Source organism: Cobetia sp. 14N.309.X.WAT.E.A4 (assembly GCF_030397495.1).
GTDB classification, from domain to species: Bacteria; Pseudomonadota; Gammaproteobacteria; order Pseudomonadales; family Halomonadaceae; genus Cobetia; species Cobetia marina.
The window spans coordinates 65,994-88,281 of record NZ_JAPNXT010000002.1 but is presented as its reverse complement, the minus strand read 5'-3'; the positions used below and the strand labels follow the sequence as shown (position 1 = coordinate 88,281).

At 64.7% G+C, this 22,288-nt stretch carries 19 protein-coding genes; 3 read left to right on the top strand and 16 right to left on the bottom strand.

The window, feature by feature from the left end; genetic code table 11:
* Positions 1–39 precede the first annotated feature (39 nt).
* Both OW493_RS03725 and OW493_RS03720 read right to left on the bottom strand, forming a co-directional pair.
* Positions 40–2,427 carry an FdhF/YdeP family oxidoreductase gene (locus OW493_RS03725; protein WP_354670127.1) on the bottom strand — a complete coding sequence of 796 codons (2,388 nt, stop codon included), beginning with the start codon at positions 2,425–2,427 and terminating at the stop codon, positions 40–42.
* Positions 2,428–2,496: 69 nt separating this feature from the next.
* Positions 2,497–3,273 (bottom strand): formate dehydrogenase accessory sulfurtransferase FdhD, encoded by a 777-nt coding sequence (locus tag OW493_RS03720; RefSeq protein WP_289863325.1) that lies wholly within the window; start codon positions 3,271–3,273, stop codon positions 2,497–2,499.
* 315 nt (positions 3,274–3,588) lie between these two features.
* Between OW493_RS03720 and OW493_RS03715 the strand changes: the two genes are divergently transcribed.
* Positions 3,589–4,662 carry a rhodanese-related sulfurtransferase gene (locus OW493_RS03715; RefSeq protein WP_289863324.1) on the top strand — a complete coding sequence of 358 codons (1,074 nt, stop codon included), beginning with the start codon at positions 3,589–3,591 and terminating at the stop codon, positions 4,660–4,662.
* A gap of 74 nt (positions 4,663–4,736) precedes the next feature.
* Here the strand turns inward: OW493_RS03715 and OW493_RS03710 are convergent, their stop codons facing one another.
* The 8 genes from OW493_RS03710 to OW493_RS03675 all read right to left on the bottom strand — a co-directional run bounded on the left by OW493_RS03710 (position 4,737) and on the right by OW493_RS03675 (position 12,095).
* On the bottom strand, positions 4,737–5,624 hold the full coding sequence (locus OW493_RS03710; protein WP_077378700.1) for a LysR family transcriptional regulator: 888 nt from the start codon (positions 5,622–5,624) through the stop codon (positions 4,737–4,739).
* A gap of 235 nt (positions 5,625–5,859) precedes the next feature.
* Positions 5,860–5,991: an entericidin A/B family lipoprotein gene (locus tag OW493_RS03705; RefSeq protein ID WP_077378697.1), complete on the bottom strand. Its 132-nt coding sequence runs from the start codon at positions 5,989–5,991 to the stop codon at positions 5,860–5,862.
* Positions 5,992–6,143: 152 nt separating this feature from the next.
* Positions 6,144–6,275 (bottom strand): entericidin A/B family lipoprotein, encoded by a 132-nt coding sequence (locus tag OW493_RS03700; protein ID WP_077378694.1) that lies wholly within the window; start codon positions 6,273–6,275, stop codon positions 6,144–6,146.
* A 57-nt stretch (positions 6,276–6,332) separates the two neighbouring features.
* Complete coding sequence (locus OW493_RS03695; protein ID WP_077378691.1) at positions 6,333–6,464, bottom strand: entericidin A/B family lipoprotein; 132 nt, start codon at positions 6,462–6,464, stop codon at positions 6,333–6,335.
* A 65-nt stretch (positions 6,465–6,529) separates the two neighbouring features.
* Positions 6,530–7,525 carry a zinc-dependent alcohol dehydrogenase family protein gene (locus OW493_RS03690; RefSeq protein ID WP_084209433.1) on the bottom strand — a complete coding sequence of 332 codons (996 nt, stop codon included), beginning with the start codon at positions 7,523–7,525 and terminating at the stop codon, positions 6,530–6,532.
* Positions 7,526–7,668: 143 nt separating this feature from the next.
* Positions 7,669–8,448, bottom strand: coding sequence for a TSUP family transporter (locus OW493_RS03685; RefSeq protein ID WP_077378685.1), 780 nt, complete (start codon positions 8,446–8,448; stop codon positions 7,669–7,671).
* 185 nt (positions 8,449–8,633) lie between these two features.
* Positions 8,634–10,706, bottom strand: a complete 2,073-nt coding sequence (locus OW493_RS03680; RefSeq protein WP_205632796.1) for a TRAP transporter permease — start codon at positions 10,704–10,706, stop codon at positions 8,634–8,636.
* Positions 10,707–11,087: 381 nt separating this feature from the next.
* A complete protein-coding gene (locus OW493_RS03675) occupies positions 11,088–12,095 on the bottom strand; it encodes a TAXI family TRAP transporter solute-binding subunit (protein WP_077378679.1) in 1,008 nt (335 codons plus the stop codon).
* 348 nt (positions 12,096–12,443) lie between these two features.
* Here OW493_RS03675 and OW493_RS03670 point away from each other — a divergent pair, with 348 nt between their 5' ends.
* Positions 12,444–12,872: an HIT family protein gene (locus OW493_RS03670; protein ID WP_077378676.1), complete on the top strand. Its 429-nt coding sequence runs from the start codon at positions 12,444–12,446 to the stop codon at positions 12,870–12,872.
* A 124-nt stretch (positions 12,873–12,996) separates the two neighbouring features.
* Here OW493_RS03670 and OW493_RS03665 read toward each other — a convergent pair whose 3' ends face one another.
* From OW493_RS03665 to OW493_RS03640, 6 genes are all read right to left on the bottom strand, one after another.
* A complete protein-coding gene (locus OW493_RS03665; RefSeq protein ID WP_289863323.1) occupies positions 12,997–14,253 on the bottom strand; it encodes a sodium:proton antiporter in 1,257 nt (418 codons plus the stop codon).
* The gene (locus OW493_RS03660; protein ID WP_077378670.1) at positions 14,250–14,999 is read right to left on the bottom strand and encodes a DUF1007 family protein; all 750 of its coding nucleotides are present in this window, start codon (positions 14,997–14,999) and stop codon (positions 14,250–14,252) included. Before OW493_RS03660 ends, OW493_RS03665 begins: the two co-directional genes overlap by 4 nt.
* Positions 15,000–15,132: 133 nt before the next feature.
* Positions 15,133–16,563: a response regulator gene (locus tag OW493_RS03655; RefSeq protein ID WP_289863322.1), complete on the bottom strand. Its 1,431-nt coding sequence runs from the start codon at positions 16,561–16,563 to the stop codon at positions 15,133–15,135.
* Positions 16,556–18,556 carry a cache domain-containing protein gene (locus OW493_RS03650; protein ID WP_289863321.1) on the bottom strand — a complete coding sequence of 667 codons (2,001 nt, stop codon included), beginning with the start codon at positions 18,554–18,556 and terminating at the stop codon, positions 16,556–16,558. The genes OW493_RS03655 and OW493_RS03650 overlap by 8 nt, the downstream gene beginning before the upstream one ends.
* A gap of 13 nt (positions 18,557–18,569) precedes the next feature.
* Positions 18,570–18,986 (bottom strand): glycerate kinase, encoded by a 417-nt coding sequence (locus OW493_RS03645; RefSeq protein ID WP_136939104.1) that lies wholly within the window; start codon positions 18,984–18,986, stop codon positions 18,570–18,572.
* The gene (locus OW493_RS03640) at positions 18,986–19,612 is read right to left on the bottom strand and encodes a hypothetical protein (protein ID WP_289863320.1); all 627 of its coding nucleotides are present in this window, start codon (positions 19,610–19,612) and stop codon (positions 18,986–18,988) included. Before OW493_RS03640 ends, OW493_RS03645 begins: the two co-directional genes overlap by 1 nt.
* A gap of 401 nt (positions 19,613–20,013) precedes the next feature.
* Between OW493_RS03640 and betT the strand changes: the two genes are divergently transcribed.
* Entirely contained in the window at positions 20,014–22,011 is a 1,998-nt protein-coding gene (betT, locus tag OW493_RS03635) for a choline BCCT transporter BetT (protein WP_077378655.1), read from the top strand.
* The last annotated feature ends 277 nt before the right edge of the window (positions 22,012–22,288 follow it).

Genomic DNA, 22,288 nt, shown 5'->3' with positions numbered 1-22,288 from the left:
GTGGTGATGCTTGCATCCTACTGCTGGCGCCTCGCACCGTCAGGCGATGCGTGAACTGCGCTCCAGCCGCACGGGGACCGCCTTGGAGGCAGGTGTGCCGGTATCGCTGCCATGGCTTTCCAATGCGACCAGCACATTGGTTTCCGGATAATAGGCACCGATGCAACCGGCCGGGATATCGTATTCCACCAGCTTGAACTGAGGCGCACGCCGCTCACTGCCATCCGGGCGCGGCTCACCGACCATATTGACCCAGTCACCATCGGCCAGCCCCAGGCGGGCAAGGTCCTGCGCATTGATGAAGACCACTCGACGCTGACCCGACACGCCACGATAGCGGTCGTTGTAGCCATAGACGGTGGTGTTGTACTGATCATGGCTACGCATGGTCTGCAGGGTCAACCAGCCTTCCCGACGCGCGAGCTGCTGATGCAGCACGGACCCCGGCAGCGCCGCCGCCGAGAACTCCGCCTGGCCACTGGTGGTGGGGAAGCGCAGCTCACGCACCGGGTTGGCGAGATGGAAACCGCGCTTGTGGGCCAGACGGGCATTGAAATCGGCAAAGCCGGGAATCACCGCCGCGATCTCGTCGCGGATGAGATCATAGTTCTCGCTCAGCGCCTCCCAGTTGACCGGGTCACTCACGCCGCGCCGTGGCAGCACCCGGGCAAGCGTGGCGCGCGCGATACCCGCGATGATGCCGGGTTCCGAGCGCAGCTCGTCACTGGCCGGCGCCTTGATGCCAGCGCTTGAGTGCACCATCGACATCGAGTCCTCGACGCTGATGTGCTGGGAGGCCACCTGTGCGGAGCGGTCGATCTCGCTGCGCCCCAGACACGGCAGAATCAGCGCTTGCGTCGTCTTGCCGATCACCAGATGACTGCGGTTGAGCTTGGTGCTGATCTGCACGTTGAGCTTGAGGTTGCGCATGGCCGCCTCGGTGCGCTCGCTGTCCGGCGTGGCGCGCGTGAAGTTGCCGCCCAGCGCGATGAAGGTCTTCGCCCTGCCCTGTTCCAGCGCCGCCAGACTCTCCACGGTGTTGAAGCCCTGGCCACGCGGCATGCTCACGCCATAGCGGGCTTCGAGTGCATCGATCAACGCGGCCGGCACCTTCTCGTCGATGCCCATGGTGCGGTCACCCTGGACATTGGAATGTCCGCGAACGGGGCAGGCACCGGCACCGGGACGCCCGAAATGGCCCCCGAGCAGCAGCAGATTGACGATCTCCCGGACGCTGTCCACGGCGTGCAGATGTTGCGTGATGCCCATCGCCCAGGTGCAGATGACGTTGTCGGCCCCGGCGAAGATCATCGCGGCCTCCTCGAGCTGCGCACGGGTCAGCCCGGACTGATCCTCGAGCGTGGCCCAGTCCGTCGCCTCGACCACGTCCTGCCAGGCCGTCGCTCCCCGCGTGTGGCGCTCGATGAAGGAAGCAGCGCGCGTGAATTCGCCGCGCGCCTCCATGGCGAAGAGTGCCTTGGCCATGCCACGCACCGCCGCCATGTCACCCCCCATCCGCGGCTGGTAATAACGATGACTGATGGGCTGACTGGAGAGGGTCATCATCTCCAGCGGCGACTGCGGGTCGGCGAAGCGCTCCAGCCCCCGTTCACGCAACGGATTGAAGCTGACGATGCGCGCCCCACGTCGAGAGGCACGTCGCAGGTCCCCCAGCATGCGGGGATGGTTGGTGCCGGGGTTCTGACCGAACACGAAGATGGCATCCGCGTGCTCGAAATCCTCCAGCAGTACCGTGCCCTTGCCGACACCGAGACTCGCCTTCATGCCGACGCCACTGGCCTCATGACACATGTTGGAGCAGTCGGGGAAGTTGTTGGTGCCGAACAGACGCACGAACAGCTGATACAGATAGGCCGCCTCATTGCTGGCGCGTCCGGAGGTATAGAACAGCGCCTCATCCGGGGACGTCAGCGCATCGAGGTGCTCGGCGATGATCGCGAAGGCCGCCTCCCAGCTGATCGGCTCGTAGCGGTCACTGGCCGCGTCGTAGCACATCGGCTCGGTCAGGCGGCCCTGGTCCTCGAGCATGAAGTCGTCCCAGCCCAGCAGCTCCGTGACGGTGTGCTGAGCGAAGAAGCGCGGCGTGACACGCTTGGCGGTCACTTCCCAGGCCACTGCCTTGGCGCCGTTCTCGCAGAATTCGAAGGAGGAGCCGTGCTCCGGATCGCCCCAGGCGCAGCCGGGGCAGTCAAAGCCCTTGTCCTGATTGGCCTTGAGCAGGGAGCGCACGCTCTTCCATGGCGCCCTGGAGTGACTGACATGCTGACCGACGCTCTTGAGCGCCCCCCAGCCGCCCGCCGGACCGGAGTAGGCAGCGATGCGGGGATGGCGCGTCATCCTCTCATCCTCACGTGGCAGGGGAGCCGATGCGTGCTCAGGCGTCTCGGGGGCGGCAATATCAGTCATGTCAGGGTCCACAGGCAAAAGGGGAAGGCGGGAAAGGATCAGACAGGCGTGAGTACGCGCCAGGGGCCGTCAGTCGACCTGACCACTGAGCAGCTCGAGTCGACGCCCGCGATGGGCACAGATCAGGTTGAGATCACAGGCCCGCGCGGTCTCCACCGCCAGGCGTGAAGGCACGGCAAGGGTGGCAAGCGTCGGAATGCGGGCACGGATGGTCTTCTGGACCAGCTCCAGACTGCAGCGACTGGAGACCAGCAGCGCCTCGGGCCAGACGCCGCTGTCGAGACTCATGCCGATCACGCGGTCCAGCGCATTGTGGCGACCGATATCGGCCCCCTGCGAGATCAGGCCGCCCTCGGCGTCCAGCCCCAGCGCCAGGTGCATGCCGCGCCGTGTCGCGCGCTCCAGGCGCTCCAGCCCACGCATCAACGCCTCAGGTGAGAGCGCTGCCCGTGGCGGCAGGCGTGTCAGGCCAGCCATCAGCTCGGCCTCATCCTGCACGCCGCAGGCGCCACAGCTGGACACGCTGCTCTCGCGCCGCTGATGGTGCTCGGCCTTGCGCGCCAGCGACTCGCTGACATCCAGACGCACCGCCAGCCCATGGCGCAGCCGCGAGAGATGGATGGCGGTGACCTCCTCACGCCGCGTGATCCAGCCTGCGGTGAAGGCGTGCCCCAGCGCCAGTGGCTCCAGCGCCTCGGGGCTCGCCAGCAGCGTGCCCATCGGGATCTCATTGAGCACCAGACTCACGGGTAGCTCGGAGGGCCCATCCAGCTCTCGCAAGGGCCGCTCACGCGCATCCTGATAACGCAGTCCCTCGGTCGCTGCTTGATAGAGTGAATCACTCATTCCGACACCCCGTTGTGCGCGACATCACTGTGCAGATTCGCGAATGTACGCAAGCCGTCATGGCGATACGATAGCGTCATCATCGATCGCTCACCAATTGAACTCGCCCGTACCTTGATAGACACCATCAATGAAATTGCCAGCATGAGGCGACCCCTTGATCCCGCGCAGGAAATTCGTGCGCGAGTCACGTAAAATATGCCGCCGAACCACGAAGGCTCGCCTGGACGACGCGGCACTCACGCGCTGTCGCACGCCTTCCCTTCTGATCATCCTGCTCCGGATTTACGTTCCGGCCCGCATGAGGACTCCTGCATGACCGATACCCCCACGACCGTCGCACCGGCTGCCGACACCGCTCGTCCCAGCCCGCTGGCGCCGCAGCATGTCGTCTGCGCGCTCTACAAGTTCGTCACCCTCGAGGACTTCGAGGCGCTGCGCGAACCGCTGCTGGCAGTGATGGACGAGCATGGCATCCGCGGCACCCTGCTGCTGGCACGCGAGGGCATCAATGGCACCGTCTCCGGCTCTCGCGCCGGCATCGATGCCCTGCTGGCCTGGCTGACGGCAGACCCGCGCCTGGCGGAACTGGATACCAAGCAGTCTCTGGCAGAGCAGTCCCCCTTCCTGCGTGCCAAGGTCAAGCTCAAGCGCGAGATCGTCACCATGGGCGTGGAAGGGATCGACCCGCGCCATACCGTCGGTACCTACGTGGAGCCGAGGGACTGGAACGCGCTGATCTCCGACCCTGACGTGCTGCTGATCGACACCCGCAACGACTATGAAGTGGAAGTGGGGACCTTCAAGGGTGCCGTCAACCCGAACACGGCCGCTTTCCGTGATTTCCCGGACTATGTCTCCCGTGAGCTGGACCCGCAGCAGCACCGCAAGGTGGCGATGTTCTGCACCGGAGGCATTCGCTGCGAGAAATCCACCGCCTATCTGAAGGAGCAGGGGTTTGAGGAGGTCTATCACCTCAAGGGCGGCATTCTGAAGTATCTGGAAGAGGTGCCCCAGGAAGAGACGCTGTGGCAGGGCGAATGTTTCGTGTTCGATGACCGTGTCACCGTCGACCACAAGTTGCGCCCCGGTCAGTTTGACCAATGTCACGCGTGCCGTCTGCCGATCACGCAAGCGGACAAGCAGAGCGACAAGTACCAGAAGGGTGTCAGCTGCCCGCGCTGCTACGACAAGCTCAGCGATGCCCAGAAGGCACGCTTTGCCGAGCGCGAGAATCAGATTCGTCTCGCCGAGCAACGGGGTGAGGCGCACCTGGGCAAGGACGCGCTCGCCCAGATGCAGGCGCGTCGTGACGCCAAGCAGCGTCAGCGCGAAGCGGCTCGTCTGGCCGCGCTCAAGGCGCAGACGCAGGACGCCGACAAGGGCTGACCCCGACCTCGTGCGTGGCTGAAGACTGATCAAGACACCCCGTTTTCACGGGGTGTCTTGCGTTGCCCCCTCCATCATCCGTCCACGTCTGCCGACCGAGGGAGCGAGCGCAACAGCTCCAGCACGGCATTCAGCCGACGGCTATGCTGTTGGCCGCTACGCCACAGCAGCCCCACCGTCTCGCCCTCCCCGGGCAGGCGTCGCGCCACCAGCCCCGTACCGAGACGCGAGTCGGCAAGGTGTTCCGCCAGCACGCTCACCCCCAGGCCCGCCTCCAGCATCACGCCCAGCGCCGCGATGGAGTTGGCTTCCAGCAACGGCGACGGCTGATGGTTCAGCTGAGCCAGTTGCTGATTGAGCCGGCGTCGCTGCTGCATCTCTGGCGTCAGCAGCACCAGCGGATACTCCCGCAGACACTCCCATGCGGGTGTCTCGGGCAGCAGGAAATGCGCCTGACTGGCAATCAGCGCCGAATGCTCCTGATAGAGCGGTCGGCAGGCGAAGCCGCTCATGGCGGGGGCCGCCGGATAGCCGACCGCGAGATCCAGCTCACCATCCTCCAGCCCCTGAGCCAGCGAAGAGGTGGACAGCTCCCGCATGCGCAGGGAGAGCTGGGGAAAGGCCTCACGCAGACGCGGCAGGAATTCCCCCACCGCCGCCAGCGCGGACGGCACGACACCCAGCGTCAGCCGACCGGTCAGCACGGCCTCGGGTGACAGATCTCCCTTGAGCTCATCCAGCTCGGCGATGATGCGCCGCGCATGCGTCAGCACCCGCTCCCCCTCCGGCGTGAAGCCTTCGAAACGATGCCCTCTGAGAATCAGCGCCGTGCCCAGCTCCTCTTCCAGCTGCTTGAGACGCGCCGAGAGCGTCGGCTGGGTGACATGGCAGACTCGCGCCGCCCGTCCGAAATGGCGTTCATTGGCCAGCGCGACCAGAAAGCCCAACTGCCGATGATCCATGACGGGGTCCTTGCGAGGGGGAGAGTAGAGAAAGTGAATGGCACGCAGAGCAGATGCACGCGACGACGGAAGGCCGGACGCGACGACGGAAGGCCGGACGCGACGACGGAAGGCCGGACGCGACGACGCCCGGCGGAAATCACCGGGCGTCATCATCGGCGCAGGGCCGCTATTGCATCGCGCCTCATGCCTCACGTCTCGTGCTGACAGTGAAGCGGCGTGTCTGGCGACCTGCTTACTGGGCAGCGTCCTGAACGGCTTCACCTGCGTGTTCGACATCCTGGCCGGCACCGTCAACGGTGTTGCAGCCGGAGAGTGCCGCCACAGTGAAGAAAGAGGCGAACAGCAGTGCAATGGTACGGGACATGGTCATGCTCCTTGTGGTGATGGATATCATGGATCCTGCCATTCAACGCGTCATGCCTGCGCTGATACCCATTACCTTGGGCCACCCTGCGGGGTTTCAAGGGAGAAATTCATGTTTCGTTCATTGCCTGAATCCGCTGCCACCTCACTCGCTCAGCTGGCCGACTCCTCGATGGAGCCCCCCAGATGCTCAAGATCTTCCCCGAAGCCTTCCACGGTGTTGCAGCCTCCCAGCATCAGGCCGAACAGCAGAGCCGTACCGGTCATCATCATGAAGCGTCGCATGGGTATTCCTCTCTCAAGTGCCTGATCGCACGCAAGGTGTCGATCAGGCCGTCAGGCTCAGCTGGCTGCGTTGTCGATCTTGCCACCCAGGTGTTCAAGATCCTTGCCAAAGCCGGCCACCGTGTTGCAGCCCGTCAGGGCCACGCTGGCCACCAGCAAGGCGGCCATCATCAAGCGAGTCACTCGCATGTCATGCATTCCTGATCAATCGTCTCTGCCACTCTGACCTTCGTGACACTGGAAAGTGCCAATTCTCAGCGATTCACCAGCAGGATCTTGCCCAGTGCCTCGCCGGATTCGATCAATTCATGTGCCTTGGCGATATCTCGGAAGCTGAACTGATGCTCGTCCAGCAGCGGGCGAACCGCCCCGGCCTCCAGCATCTCGCTCAAGGCGTTGAGCAGCTCCGGCTGCTCATCCATGCCGATACCGGTCAGCAGCGGCACCGAGCGGAAGATGACATGCAGCGACAGGTTCTTGGCGTGCAGCTGGGTCAGGTCGTGGGTCGAGCGGGTGTTGATGGAGCACAGACGACCGGAGATCGCCGTGGCCTCGATGGAGCGATCCAGATTGTCACCACCGACGGTGTCGAAGACGAGATCGAAGCCACGCCCGGAGGTCAGGCGTGCCACATAGTCACTGACCGCTTCCTCGCGATAGTTGATGATCTCGTCGGCGCCCAGCTGGCGCGCCAGATCGGCCTTGGCCTCGCTGGACACGGTGGTGGTGACGTGTGCGCCGAGATACTTGGCGATCTGCACCGCGACATGGCCGACCCCTCCGGTACCGGCGTGGATCAGCACGTGCTCGCCTTCCTTGATCTGACCGCGCGAGACCAGCGCCGTCCAGGCCGTCAGGAACACCAGCGGCAAGGCCGCGCATTCTTCCAGGGTCAGCGCCGCAAGACTCGGGCGTTTCACGATCACACGTGTGTCAGCGATCATGTAATCCGCCAGTGCGCCCTGCCAGCCCTTCACGCCACCGGCGCAGCCCAGCACTTCATCGCCGACCGAGAAATCCGTCACGCCCTCGCCGACGGCGTCGATCACCCCCGCGACATCGCCATTGAGGATGGCCGGGAAGTCGGGGTGCGACTTGACCAGGCCACTGCGCAGCTTGGTCTCGATGGGATTGACGCTGGAGGCAGATACCTTGATGCGCACCTGACCTCGTGCCGGGGTCGGCGTGTCCAGCTCGCGCTCGACGAACACATCCGGGGCGCCGTATTGCTCGATGACCATGGCCTGCATGTGGGAAGACTCCTGAACAATGAGAAAGAAGCGACGCCCTGCCCGCACGGCGCCGTCATGAAAGTTGGGTGACACCGCGCCACTAAGGTGGCGCCATGTCGGCAATGACCCGAGCTTACTCCGTGTCATACCTCAAATCAGCATCAGGTCAGCACCAGCTTGAGCACGATGAGGAAGATCACCGCCACCGTTAGCCACTTGACCCAACGCGCACCGGCAGGACTCATGTTGACCCGCGCACCGAGGAAGGCGCCGCTCATGTTGCCGACCGCCAGTACCAGGCCATAGGCCCAGCGCACCTGACCATCGAACACGAAGACCGCCAGCGCCGGCAGGGTATACATCAACACGATGAAGACCTTGAACACGTTGACCTGGGTCAGATCGATCTTGAGCAACCGGTAGAGCACCACGATGAACAGCACGCCGACGCCCACCTGAATGAAGCCACCATAGAGACCGATGCCGAACATCGCCAGCAGCACGATGGGAGTGATGCGTTCCGGGGTCAGCTCACGCGTGTCGATGCGCGGCGTCGGCAGCAGCATCATGATCGAGCACACCACCATCACCACGATCAGCACGCCCTCGAAGGCCTCGGCACTGATCCGGGTCGCCAGCCAGGCCCCCAGCATCGCGCCCAGCACGGCAGGCACGGCCAGTCGCCAGGCCACCCCCATGTTGTGCGCCCCCGCCTTGAGGAAGGTGCTGGTGGCAGTCGCACTCTGCAACGCGATCGCCACGCGGTTGGTGGCATTGGCCTGTGCGGGGGGCAGGCCGAGAAACATCAACAAGGGCAGCGTCAGCATCGAACCACCCGCCGAGAGCACATTGATGAAACCGGCCACGCCACCCAGCGCGATCAGCGCCACCACGCTGATCAGATCAAGGCCGCCTGCCAGCCCTGCCACATCACTTGTCATGCCGACATTCCTTGTCTTGCCGTAAAAGGGGGACACGCTGCACCCACTTCGTCATTCAGAGCGCGCGATGCCCGACACACCCTCCTCGCAGGAACCTCGCGAAGGCAGGGATGCCGGGCATCGTGGGTGATGCATTGCGTCACGTCATGCAGGATTCAGGCACGTCTGCCGGAACCTGCCGGAACTCAGGAAGCCAGGGCTTCCTGACGGCCACTCTGGCGCACGCTGTAGGTCAGCACGCCCAGGAAGATGGCCAGCCCGGCGATATCATAGGTCAGCTGACCATGCGGCCACAGCATCAGCGCTCCCAGCGGGAACATCGCCAGACGCAGCCACCAGGGCAGTTCGTGCTCCAGATAGCCTTCCATGCCCGCCACGATAGCGTAGATCCCGAACAGCGCGAACACGAAGACCGTCAGCATCTCACCGATGTCACCGGAGATCAGCGGACTCCAGGCGAACAGCAGCGGCACGATGTAGAGCCCCTTGGCGATCTTCCACGCCATCAGGCCTGTCTTCATCGGCGGTGTCTTGGCGATGGCGGCAGCCGCGAAGGCGGTCAGGCAGACCGGCGGCGTGACATTGGAGTCCTGGGACAGCCAGAAGATGATCATGTGGGCACTCACCAGTGCCATGGTCAGCACGTGCGGCGACAGCGCCTGCTCATACAGCTGGCTCTGGAAGGTATCCGGCACCAGGGCCAGCAGTTCACGTGCGGCGTCCATGCTCATCGGCGCGCCCAGCAGGTCCAGCTTGTCAGGTGCCGCCAGCATGAAGATGGCCTTGGCCTGCTCCGGCAGGTTGCCCGCCGCCAGCAGATCCACCAGCTGGGAGTGCGCGATCAGGTTGTAGAGCGCCGGGGCGGATAGCGTGCCCAGCACGATATAGGACGCCGTCACCGGCAGCCCCATGCCCAGGATCAAGGACGCCAGCGCGACCAGGATGATGGTGATCAGCAGGCTGCCACCCGCCCAGTCGGTGATCATCAGCGAGAAGGTGTTGCCGATCCCCGTGGTGGAGACGACATTGACGATCAGCCCGACGGTGATCAGCAGGATCGCCGTGGTGGTCATGTTGCGCACCCCGGCCAGCATCGCCTCGATGATGTCGCCGAGCTTCATCGGGTTCTTCGACAGCCACGAGGCCGCGATGACGGACAGGATCGCGATGCCGGCGGCGTAGGTCGGCGTGAAGCCGTAGATCAGTGCACCGACCAGCACGAACAGCGGTGCCAGATAGTGCCAGCCATCCTTGAGCACGTCCTTGAGGCGCGGGCCCTGCGGGTCATCCAGCGCCGTGGCGTCGGAGCGCTTGGCCTCGATGCGCACGAACATGGCGACAGACAGGAAGTAGAGCAGCGCTGGCAAGGCGGCCACGCCGACGATGGTCAGGTACGGCACCTGGGTATAGGACGCCATGATGAAGGCGCCCGCGCCCATCACCGGCGGCATCAGCTGGCCACCGGTGGAGGCGGCGGCCTCCACACCTGCCGCGAAGCGCGCCGGGAAGCCGGCACGCCGCATCAGCGGGATCGTGATCACGCCGGTGGAGACGGTGTTGGCGACACTGGAGCCGGAGACCGAGCCCATCAGGCCGGAGGCGAACACGGCCACGAAGCCCGGGCCACCCTTGAAGCGACCCGCCGCGCAGCGCGCCAGGTCGATGATGAAGTCACCCGCGCCGGACTTGACCAGGAAGGCGCCGAACAGGATGAACATGAACACGTAGGACCAGGAAATGCGCGCGATGGAGCCCAGCATCCCTTCGCCGCCGATGAAGCTTCTGAACAGCACCGTCTCCCAGGTCAGGCCCGGGAAGTTGAACACGCCACCGACATACTTGCCCCACCAGGCCACATAGGTCAGCGCGATCAGACACAGCACCGGGATGAACCAGCCGGTGGTGCGCCGCGCGAACTCGAGAATCAGCCCCACCGCGACAATGGAGACCACCCAGTCCGCGGGGGAGAACACGACCCCACGATCATAGAGCGCATCCTCGAAGCCGATCAGATAGAGACCGCAACCCAGTGCCGCCAGCCCCAGCATGACATCCACACCCAGCACCCAGCGCTTGGCACCATCACTGGACGGCGTCAGCATCGGGATGGTCAGCGCGCACAGCAGGCCGAACAGCCCGAAGTGCAACGCGCTCACCCACAGCTCCGACAGGGTCGAGATGGTGTTGAAGTACAGATGCGCCAGACAGATGACGATGGAAATCACGAACACGGCCCGCCCTAGCCAAGGCAGTTCCATGCGCCATGGCGCGGCTTCGACGGATTCATCGCGCACACCGGACAGGTCCGGCGCATCCGGCACGGCTTCAGTGGGACGAGAGGGCTCTGGCGAGCGGGAATCATGCATGGCGGTGCCTCAAGACGGGATCAGACAGCGATGGCGCGGCGGCGACGTGTGGCGTCAACCTGCGCCCGGGCTTGCGAGGAAATGCGGACTTGCTTCATCACTGACGTCGGTGACATCAGTGATGCATGGGCAGGCTTTGGCCTGGCAGAGGCTGGCTTGCGAAACGAAGGCGCAGCATGACGCCGGACCGGCACTGTCTTGTTGGACTGCACAGCCCTCACCGCGGCCATGGGCGCGCGATGAGGGCAGCGATGGAGCGGGCTCAGGGGTGGGTCAGTCGGCGATCAGACGCTCAGGGATCTCGATGCCCTGCTCCTTGAAGTAACGCACGGCACCCGGGTGCAGCGGCAGCGGCAGACCAGCGATGGCCTTGTCGAGTGCCATGGCCTTGGTGGCCGGGTGGATGTTGTTCAAGAACGGCAGGTTCTCGTACATGGTCTTGGTGATCTGGTAGACGTCTTCTTCGGAGACGTCATCACGTACCACGAGGATGTTCGGCTGGGCGATGGTGTTGATCGCCTTGTCCTGGCCCGGATAGGTGCCAGCGGCGATTTCATACGGTGTCCACAGCTCGAACTGGGAATTGACCTTGGCCAGCTGCTCTTCGGTGAAGTCCAGCGTGGTGATCTCGTCACCGAGGTTGGCGTAGGCACGCGTCACGGCGGAAGCCGGTGCGCCTGCCGGAATGTTCATGCCATCGATGTTGCCGTTCTGCATCGCGTCGGCACTCGGGCCATAGCCCATGTAGGCCAGATTCATCTTGTCGGCATCGATGCCCAGCTGCTCGAGAATGAAGCGACCCGAGCCCTCGGTGCCGGAGTTCTTCTTGCCGATGGAGAAGCTCTTGCCATAGAAGTTGGTCATGTCCTCGATGGTGCCGGTCTTGACCTCATCGTTGCGTGCCACGAAGTGCTCGACGTTCTGCCACAGCATCGAGATGCTGCGCAGGTCCTTGTGCGCCTTGTTGACCGGCGGAGTGCCATTCCATGCCCAGGCGCCATAGAGACCCTGGATGATGCCGAACTGGGCCTGGTTCTCTTCCATCAGCTTGAGGTTCTCGCCGGAGCCGGCGGAGGAGATCGCGGACACCGAGATGCCGGCGGTCGGCTCGAGCTTGACCTTGATCAGCGTGGAAAGCGCCACGCCGACGGGATAGAAGGTACCGCCGGTGGTCGCGGTACCCATGATGTACTTGCCTTCCGCCTGGGCTGCGGCACTGAGACCCAGAGAGGCAGCGATGGCGAGACCGAGGCCGGCCTTGAGGAACTGGCGCTTTTGCATGGAATGACTCCTTGGCGGGCCTGCCGGAACGCAGGCGAACCCTTATTGTTGGAATAGGCGAGACGTGGCGATAGCGGACGGGACAGCGAAGGTCAGGTCGTACTGCCCAGCCTTGAGTGAAGACTAGCAAGTGTCGAGCAGGGGCGGTATTTGGCGATGGGGGCATTGCGCCAACGGCAGGCCGGCATGGCGCAAACCGAAAAGTGGCAGGATTCTGCCGATCTGGTCACACTGGAGACATTCAGACACCCGGCCTGGGGACACCCGTGACGGCCCCGCCGGCAGACGGACCGGCAGATCAGCCGAGGCCATTCGGGCGCGCCAGCCCCGCGACGACGAGGAACGACAATGAATGATTTCACCCTGCACCCGCAGCTGGAGGCAGACACTCACTTCGTGGCCGATCTGGCATTGTGCAGCGTGCGCCTCATGAACGATGCGCGCTATCCCTGGTTGATGCTGGTGCCACGCCGTGCGGACATTCGCGAAGTCTATGAGCTGGACAGCCATTCCCAGCACCAGCTGTGGCACGAGACCACCCTGCTCGGCGAGCTGTTGATGCAGCTCAGTGACGGCGAAAAGCTCAATATCGGCACCCTGGGCAATGTCGTGTCACAGCTGCATGTACACGTGATCGCCCGCAGCAGCGATGATGCCACTTGGCCCGGGCCGGTCTGGGGAGTGGGACGCCCGAAGGCCTATGACAATGAAGCGCTCACCACGCTGATTGACACGCTACGCATGAAGATCGCCGAGCTGCCGACCTATTCCTTCTAGCGCCCGGTTCAGGCGCCAACGACAACGGGGCCCAGCGGGCCCCGTTGTCGTGATGGGAAGGAAAGCCAGTCAGCATGACATCACTCGGACGCCGAGTGCCGGACACTGGATCGCCAGGCACCTGTCATGTGCCTGCTTCTGGTGCCTCGACGGCGGGGCGCGGAGCCACCAGAGACGTGGCGGGAGCGGCACGCAGCGGGGACGGCGCGCTCTGCGCCGCGCGCCCGAACGGCGAGGCACCGCGTCCGGTGGGGGATTCCAGCGCCTTGAGGCTGCTGGCGACCAGCAAGGCCCCGAACACGCTGATGACGATCCCGCCGAGCAGCCCGATCACCGCGGCCCACGGCCACTGGCGAAGCGCTCCGCCCGCTTCGCGCTTGCCGGTCAGACGCGCCGTGCCCGCCGCCAGACGTCCGCTGGCCTTCATCAGCAGCGTGGCCATCGCCACGCTGCCCACCGTCAGCGCGGTGCCCAGTGACATCGCCAGCACCGCCAGTACCCCGCTGCCGACCAGATTCAGCGCCAGCGCGGCCAGCAATACCAGAATCGCGCCGGAACACGGCCGCAGGCCGATCGCCAGCACCGCCATGCCCATGGTGCGCCAGTCGCCGCTGGCCTGCTCCGCCGTCACGCCATGCGCATGGCCGCAACCGCAGACATGCCCGTGTGAATGATCGTGGCCGTGAGAGTGGTCGCGACCATGCGACGGCTCGAACGCCAGTCCCTGCATCGCTGGCGCTTCCTGTGTCGTCACGCTCTCCTCCATGCCAGTGGTGGCGGGCGACCTGAGTGCCCGCCACAACGCACGCGCGGCACGCCACAGCAGCAGCAGGCCCAACGCCAGTACGCCGACATGGCTGAGCAGAGTGACCTTCTCGACCTGCCCGAGCACCTCACGCCCGGCCCAGTCGAGCAGCCCCGCCCCCAGCCCCACCAGCACCAGCGCACTCACGCCCTGCAGCAAGGCCGCCAGCAGCGAGAGCCATAGCGCACGTCGCCGCGCGATGGGCTGGCTGGCCAGCAGCGTACTGATCACCACCTTGCCATGGCCGGGGCCCGCCGCATGCAGCACTCCGTAAGTGAAGGACAGCCCGATCAGCGCCCAGGGGGTGCCGGGGTGCGCGGCAAGATCGCTCATGGCGCGCCCGAGCGAGCGCTGAAAACGCGACTGTTCAGCGAAGATCCAGCCCAGCGCCTCACCCCAGGCCTGTACCAGACTCGGCCACAGGGCCATGCCCAGCACGATCAATCCGAATCCGAGGGCCAGCCAGCCGGCCAGGCGTCGCCCTCGCGAAGAGGCCGGCTTGAGCAGGCCATCACGCATGCCCTTGAGGCTTTTGACATCCCCAAGCCCGGTGGTGTCCTTGTGCTCATCGCTCATCGAGACGCCTCACAATGGACACTGCCGACATCGGCGAAATACTGGCCAAGATCCATCGGCGCGGTGGCATTGATATCCAGCATCGAGGCCTCGGCGACCTTCTGGGGATCCGGGTCTGCCTTGGCGATCTTCGCCGTACAGTCCATCGGCACCTGCTGCGAGGACAGCCCCTTGATCACCAGCCCTTCCTGGACGGCGATCGCATCCGGGTCATGCAGGATCTCGATGTAATAGGTGGGATCATAGATGCGATAACTGAGCGTATGGCCGGCCATCGGCACGGGTTCGGCCAGAGGAAGTTCCATCTGAAAGGCGACGCGCTCCCCCTTGAGCCAGGTGGTCTGGCGTGTCGCCTCTCCCAGCGCCACCGGCGCTCCGTCACGCTGAACATGGGTGTAATAATCGAACTGGGAAAGATTGGCGAGGATCTCGCTGCCCAGCGCATCCAGGCGCTGCTCCATGCTGGTATCGTCCTGCAGGGCGGCCAGCTCCTGCCGCAGCGTCAGGCTATAGAAGGGGTCCAGCAACCAGTACTGACGCAATGCCACCGCCCGCCCCTGATCATCCAGGCGCAGGGTCACGCGCAGATCCACCCAGCCATGCGGATGGGCAAGCGCCGGTTGACTGACCATCAACGACGCGATGGCCAACATGCCGACCCACGCCCCCGTCAGCAAGCGCAGGCAACGACGCCAGGCGCGCGGAAACGATCGCGCATCATCGCGATGATCAACAGCAAGGGGCATGCAGACACTCCGGAAAGGCGGATACGAAGAAAAGCGAATGGCAGGCGTGGTACATCGTCGTTACCTTATAACATTCGGGGGCACGAACCACCCCTTCGACGCCAGACCGACAATTTGATTCCCGAGCAGGCGCTCATTCCGATGCCCCGTCCGCACCATGACGAAAGTCATCACGCCGCAGTCCGTACTTGTGCATCTTGAGGTTGAGCGTCCGGCGCGGAAGGGCCAGTTCCTCCAGCACCTGGGCAATGTTGCCTCGGGCACGTGTCAGGGCCGCTCGAATCAGCGTCGCCTCGAACAACGCCACCTGCGCGGCAAGCCCGTCCGGGTCCTCTTCTCCCGCTTCCTGCCCGGTCGCCGGCGGCTCCTGCCCCTGTTCACCCAGCACGGTTCGCTGGCTGGCCAGCTGACGCAGCTGGGCAAGATTTCCGGGCCAGTCGGCCGCCATGAGGGTCGTCAGCTCGCCCCGGACGAAGGGCAGTTCAGGAACCTGATGAACGTCGGCGGCCTGGCGGCTGAAATGCGCCATCAACAACGGGATATCCTCGCGCCGCTCACGCAGTGATGGCGTGACCAGCTCGATCTCCGCCAGCGCGTGCCCCCGCGTCAGCCCCAGCGTGCCGGAGGCCACCAAGGCCTGGACACTGCACTCGGCGCTGAAGACCACCCGCGGCGCGCGACGTCCGCCCTCGGGCTGAGCGTTCAGCCAGGCGTCCAGCCACTGCCAATGCTCACGGCTCAGGACGTCGACGCCATGCAGCAACAGGGTATTCATCTCGGGAGCGGCCTGAAGAGCCTCATCAATCGCCTCGGACAATGCCGCGCCGCTCGACGCCGCCCCGCTCGACGCCATACCGACCAGAGCACGACATTCGACCTTCGCCAGCAACGCGGAGGCCGGCGATGTGCCGGCGCGCTGGGCCTCTCCCTCCGACGGCGCATGCTCGGCGAGTGCCAGCGCCGTGGTGGTCCGCCCGCTGCCCGACTCCCCCGTGATCCAGACGCGTGCCGGATGCCCCTTGAGCTCCAGTATCTGCTCGCGCAACTGACGTATCTTCGCGCTTTCACCACGTAGCAGACCGGCAAGCCCCCGCACGCTCAGGCGACGACGCAGCCGCTGGTTCTCATCGCTCAGCCGCCGGCCTGCCAGCGCCTGACGCAGCTTGAGCTCGAGCGCTTCCGGGTCAAAGGGTTTCTCGATGAAATCGCGCGCTCCGCCCTGCATGGCCGAGACCGCAGTGGCCACATCGCCATGCCCTGTCATCATCAGCACCGGCAGCTCCGGCGCCTCGAGCGTGAGCCGTGACAGCAGCGTCAGCCCATCCATGCCCGGCATGCGAATGTCACTGATCACCACGCTGACCGGCTCGCCGGCGGCCAGCGCTTCCAGCAAGGCCTCGGCCCGCGGGAAGCAGCGCAGGTTGAGGTCCGCAAGTTCCAGCCACTGAGACAGCGATTCCCGCACGGCCGGGTCGTCGTCCACCAGCCAGATGGGCGCCTCGCGGGTCAGCTCATGATCCTGAGTCAGGCGCTCATCGCCTGTCTCGAAGGCAGCATCACTCATGGTCAGGTGCCTCCGGGGTCAGTCGAGTGGGTGTCGGGCTGCCCGCGTCATCAGGGGGCGCGCACAGCCACAGTTCGAAGTTGGCACCGCCCAGCGCACCCGGCGGGACATCATCCGAAAGCCGCAGGACACCGCCCAGGTCACGTGCCATGCCATAGCTCAGAAAGAGCCCCATGCCCATGCCGTCACCCACTTCGCGGGTGGTGGTGAAGGGGTCGAACAGGGTGGCCCGCAATGCCGGGTCGATCCCGGGGCCATTGTCCTCGATGCGCAGGCAACCGCCGGGCCGCCCCTCGAGCCAGGCAACCTCAGGCCAGGCCTGCCAGCTCAGCCGGATACGGGCGCGCCCGCCCAGGGTGCCATCGCGCTGCTGACCCTCCAGCGCATCCACGGCATTGCGGATCAGGTTGGTGAGCAGCTGCTCGAGGCGCGCCTGCTCTCCTATCACCCGCACCTCTGGCATCAGTCCCTGCCGCTCGATCACGAGCCCCAGAAGCTCGCACCGCTCATCGAGCAGTTCCAGGGCGTACTCGATGCGAGGCACCAGTGCCAGTGGCGCTGGCGGCTGCTGACTGGCCGGCCGCACGAACACCCGCAACTGGCGGATCATGTCGCCCAGACGCTCGGCCAGTGCCGCGATACGCGTGAAATTGCCGCTCGCCGCTTCGGCGGCACGTGGCAGCAGCTCCGGGCGGGTCGTCGCCTGAGACACGCCACGCGTCAGCAACTTCCCGCCACTGGCGGCATAGGTGCGAATGCCGACCAGCGGCTGATTGAGTTCATGGGCAATGCCGGCAGCCATGGTGCCCAACGCCGCCAGCTTGCCCGCCTGCACCAGCTCGTCACGGGTGGCCTCAAGCTCGCGGGAGCGCTCGGCGACACGCTCCTCGAGACGCTCGTTGATCTCACGCATGACCACCGCCTCACGCCGGATGAGCCGCAGGCGCGCCTGACGCTCGCGCATCCAAAGCGCCAGCATGCCCAGCCCCAGCAGTACCGCCAGCCCGGCCAGCATGGTGTTGCGCGCCTGTATATAGAGAGGCCGCAGCGGCATCAGAAAGTGCAGCTGCCAGGCCAGCGGACCACTGAACAGCGACTCATCCAGATAGCGCTGGCCGACGGAAGTCGAGGAGCGGGAAGACGCCTCTCCCGCCCCCAGCACCAGACTGCCGTCTTCCAGCGAGCGCGCCAGCGGGGAGAGCGGCGCCCCACGAAATTGCTGCTGCGCCCGGATGTCGTCGAGAGCGGCGGGCGCGAGGGGTTCGAGAGTGCGGTATTTCCAGCTCCGCCGTGAGGCCAGCAGCACGACACGATTGGCATCGGCCAGCAGTACCGTTTCGCCGGCCTGGCGCCAGGTATCCTCCAGCGCCTCCAGCGAGACCTTGACCACCAGCACGCCCAGCGGCTGGCCGTCCGCCCCCGATACGGGCGCGGACACGAAGTAGCCGGGGCGCCCCGTGGTATTGCCCACCGCAAAGAATTCCCCGCGCCCGCCCGCCATCGCATCCAGAAAATAGGGCCGGTAGGCGTAGCGATGGCCCACGAAGCTGTCGGATTCATCGAAGTTGCTCGCGGCCAGCGTCACGCCGGAGGCATCCGTCAGGAAGATCGCGGCGGCGCCGGATTCCCGGGCCACACGCTGCAGGTGCCAGTCGAGACGATTGCCGGACTCGGCGACATCGGCCGTGTCATCGAAGGCGGCACGCACGCGCGGTTGTCGCGCCAGCATGGCGGGCAGCCACTGAAAGCGCGACAACTCCGCATTGAGGGTGCTGGCATAGAAGTGCAGCCGAGTGGCCGCATGCTGGCGTGCCTCACGCTCGCTGCGGGCGAACTCCCACTGCCAGAGCGCGAACAGCACCAGTACGCCGGCCAACAGGCTGGCGCCCAGTGCCAGCCAGGTCAGGCGCCGTCGTCGGTGCAGACTCAATCCCTCCGGGCGCAAGCGATCGGAAGATGCCCGATCACGCCCCGGGGCATGGCGCGATGTCATGGGGTGCTGGCGATCATGGCGTGCCGATCACCGGCACGGTACGTGCGTTCAGCGCCACTGCCACGTCCACCAGCAGGTTGTCGAGACGCCCCGGCGCGATCTCGGCGCCATTGCTGTCACCCGTCACGCTCAGACGAATCTGGCCGTTCACCTCACTCACCCAGGCGTCGAGGGTCAGCGGTGGTCTGGCGGCGTAGCTGGCATCCAGCCGCTCGAGATCCGGGTCTGCCCGCTCGATGATGAAGCCGCGCTCCGCAAGCGTGGTCATCAGCGTGACGAAGACCTGCCGGGAGGTCAGCGTGCCGCTGTCGGGCGCGATCACCGCGGTACGGGAGTCCGGCGCATGGGTCGGCTGTGTCATGCAGCCGCCCAGCGACAGCAGGGCGAGACAGGCCACCAGACGCAGGCAGCGAGAAAGGGAAGGATTCATCAGCGCACCTCTCGAGGATCACGGCCCGCCAGCGCGGCTTCCAGCTGACGTTCGATCTGTTGACAGCTCTCGCTGAGATTCTGTGGTCGGGCATCGATGACATACCCGCCCTGGTTGATGACCTGCTCATCACGGATCACGCGCACTCGCTCGTCCGGTGCCACCAGCGAGATGCGCTCGAAGCTGATCGGGTCGTCCCGATAGACGTCATTGCCCACCCCGACACCGATGCCACGCCCGGCGGCCACGCCGTAGCCCACCGAGAACCCGATGCGAGAGCCGAAGGGCCCCTCGATGGCCCCGAGCCCCGGTTGGTCGACCTTGCGCTCCCCGGTCACCAGGCCCAGCGACAGCTCACTTTCGCGCACCTTGTAGCCACGGGCCTCCACGACCTCGGCGGCGGCGCGCAGCCACTGATCGGCATCGCCCTGACGCGGGAAGATGCAGGCCGCAGGCAGCGCTTCGCTGTCATGGGCAGATAGCGGGTCCTGACTCGTCAGCGTGGAACAGCCGCTCAACAGCAGCAGGCCCGAGATGAGCAGCCCCGTGCGAGACACCGCTCCGGCCTGCGGCGTTCGAGCGCTTGCCTCGGTCCGAGAGGGAGCTAAGGAAAGTCGAGAGAACATGCGAACGTCTCCGGTCAGCCATCTGACTTGGCGATCCATCACGATTTTCATCCGCGAGATGGCGCAAAGCCACTAGACTGACACTTAAGCCTTGTAGGATTTGTGCATAACTATAGTATCAAGCAGTAAAGGGGCCTGAATGCAGACGGTCTCATCTTAGCTCGCCACCACGCCAACGCCTACCTCATGCATGTTCCCGGGCGACGGCCAGTACCGGCTGGCACGACGCCTGACCCGCGATGCGCCATGGCATCAGCGTGCCGGAGCGCTTTCGTCCCCATCGCATTTCCATGGCCTCATCATCGGTTACACATGGAAACGATATGGCGCGGACAACTCACGACGCCACAGGTTCAATAAGTTACCATTATCGTCGAACAGGCAATCAGGGAGAGAAATTTATGTCAGAAAATGCCGACCAACCTACGGTCGCGAAGATCAATCCGCCAGTCTTCTTCGGCTCCGCCGTGGTGATACTGGCGTTCGTGATCTTCACCGTATCCATGCCCGAGACGGCGAACGTGGTCTTCGGCCACGTCCAGACCTGGATCATCGATACCGTCGGCTGGTTCTACCTGCTGGCCATGGGGCTGTTCGTGGTCTTCACGCTGGGGCTCGCCTTCTCGAAATCCGGTGACATCAAGCTGGGGCCGGACCACTCCGAGCCGGACTTCAGCTACGGCTCCTGGTTCGCGATGCTGTTTTCCGCGGGCATGGGTATCGGCCTGATGTTCTATGGTGTCGCCGAACCGGTCTTCCACTTCACCGCACCGCCCGTGGGCGATGCCGGTACCGTGGAAGCCGCTCGCGAGGCCATGAAGACCACCTTCTTCCATTGGGGCATCCACGCCTGGGGCGTCTATGCCGTCGTGGCACTGGCGCTGGCCTACTTCAGCTTCCGCCACAACCTGCCGCTGCGCATCAGCTCCGCGCTGTACCCGCTGATCGGCAAGCGCATCCACGGCCCGATCGGTCATGCCGTCGACATCTTCGCCGTCTTCGGCACCATGTTCGGGGTGGCCACCTCGCTGGGTCTGGGGGTGCTGCAGGTCAGCTCCGGTCTGCATTATCTGTTCGATATCGACAACAGCCTGACCACCCAGGTCATCCTGATCGCCATCATCACCGGTCTGGCGACCATCTCCGTGGTCATGGGGCTGGACGGCGGCATCCGTCGTCTCTCCGAGCTGAACCTCGGTCTTGCGCTGGCATTGATGCTGTTCGTGCTGTGCGTTGGCCCGACCATCTTCCTGCTGCAGACCCTGATCCAGAACATCGGTGGCTACCTCAGCGAAGTGGTCGACAAGACCTTCAACATGTTCGCCTACATCCCGGAAGACGGCCCGTCCGAGTGGCTGGGTGGCTGGACCCTGTTCTACTGGGGCTGGTGGATCGCGTGGTCCCCGTTCGTCGGCATGTTCATCGCACGCGTCTCGCGTGGCCGTACCATCCGTGAATTCGTCTATGGCGTGCTGTTCGTGCCGATGGGCTTCACCTTCATGTGGCTGACCTTCTTCGGCGACAGTGCACTGCACCTGTTGATGACCGACGCCGCTGGCAATCTGGCCGAAGCCGTCTCTGCGGATGCCTCCGTGGCACTGTTCAAGTTCCTGGAACTGTTCCCGTTCGGTAGCGTGACCTCCCTGCTGGCCACGGTGCTGGTGGTGACCTTCTTCGTCACCTCCTCCGACTCCGGCTCATTGGTCATCGACATGCTGACCTCGAAGGAAGGCGATGAATCTCCGGTCTGGCAGCGCATCTTCTGGGCCGTGTCCGAAGGTTTCGTGGCCGTGGCGCTGCTGATGGCCGGGGGTCTCGGCGCACTGCAGACCGCCTCGCTGGCCTCTGCTCTGCCCTTCGCCATCATCCTGATGTTCGTCTGCTACGGCCTGCTCAAGGCGCTGCGTCTTGAAGGCGTCAAGCAGCGCTCCATGCAGCATCTCAGCAACACGCCGGGGCATACCGCCGGTGGTGCACGCAGCTGGCAGAAGCGCGTCCAGACCCTGGTCGAGACGCCGCAGCAGAAGAATGTCGAGCAGTATCTGTCGGATGTCGTGACGCCGGCGCTGTCGGATGTCGCCAAGGAGTTCGAGGCGCAGGGACTGGATGTGCGCGTCAACGACGAAGATGACCGCAGCTATCTGCAGGTCAGCCATGGCGACGAGATCGACTTCATCTATGGCGTACGTGTCCGCGAGTATGCGGCACCGGCCTTCGCGCTGCGCAACGTCAAGCGCAAGGGCACCAGTGACGTGGAGCGCCAGTACCGGGCCGAGGTCTTCCTGCGCGAAGGCGGCCAGACCTATGACCTGATGGGCTACACCAAGGAGCAGGTCATCGGTGATGTACTGGATCAGTACGAGAAGCACATGCACTTCCTGCACATGGCGCGCAACTGACGCCTGAGCGTTGCTGAAGTGATGACAGCTGCTGGTCTGGCTGTCGCAAAGGCCCCGCCCCGTGCGGGGCCTTTGCGTTTCTCACGGTCATGCCCCGGCAATGAACCGCGTGCTACCTTGCCGTGCCACCTTGAAAAGCGTCATCCTGAGCCGCATGTACCAGAAAGACGCTTGATCACGGATTCATCGTGAGGCACTGGATGGCTCAGTCATCCGATCATTCGCACCGGAACACGTCATAGCACCAGACGATCACGACGATGCAGCGAATTCGTTA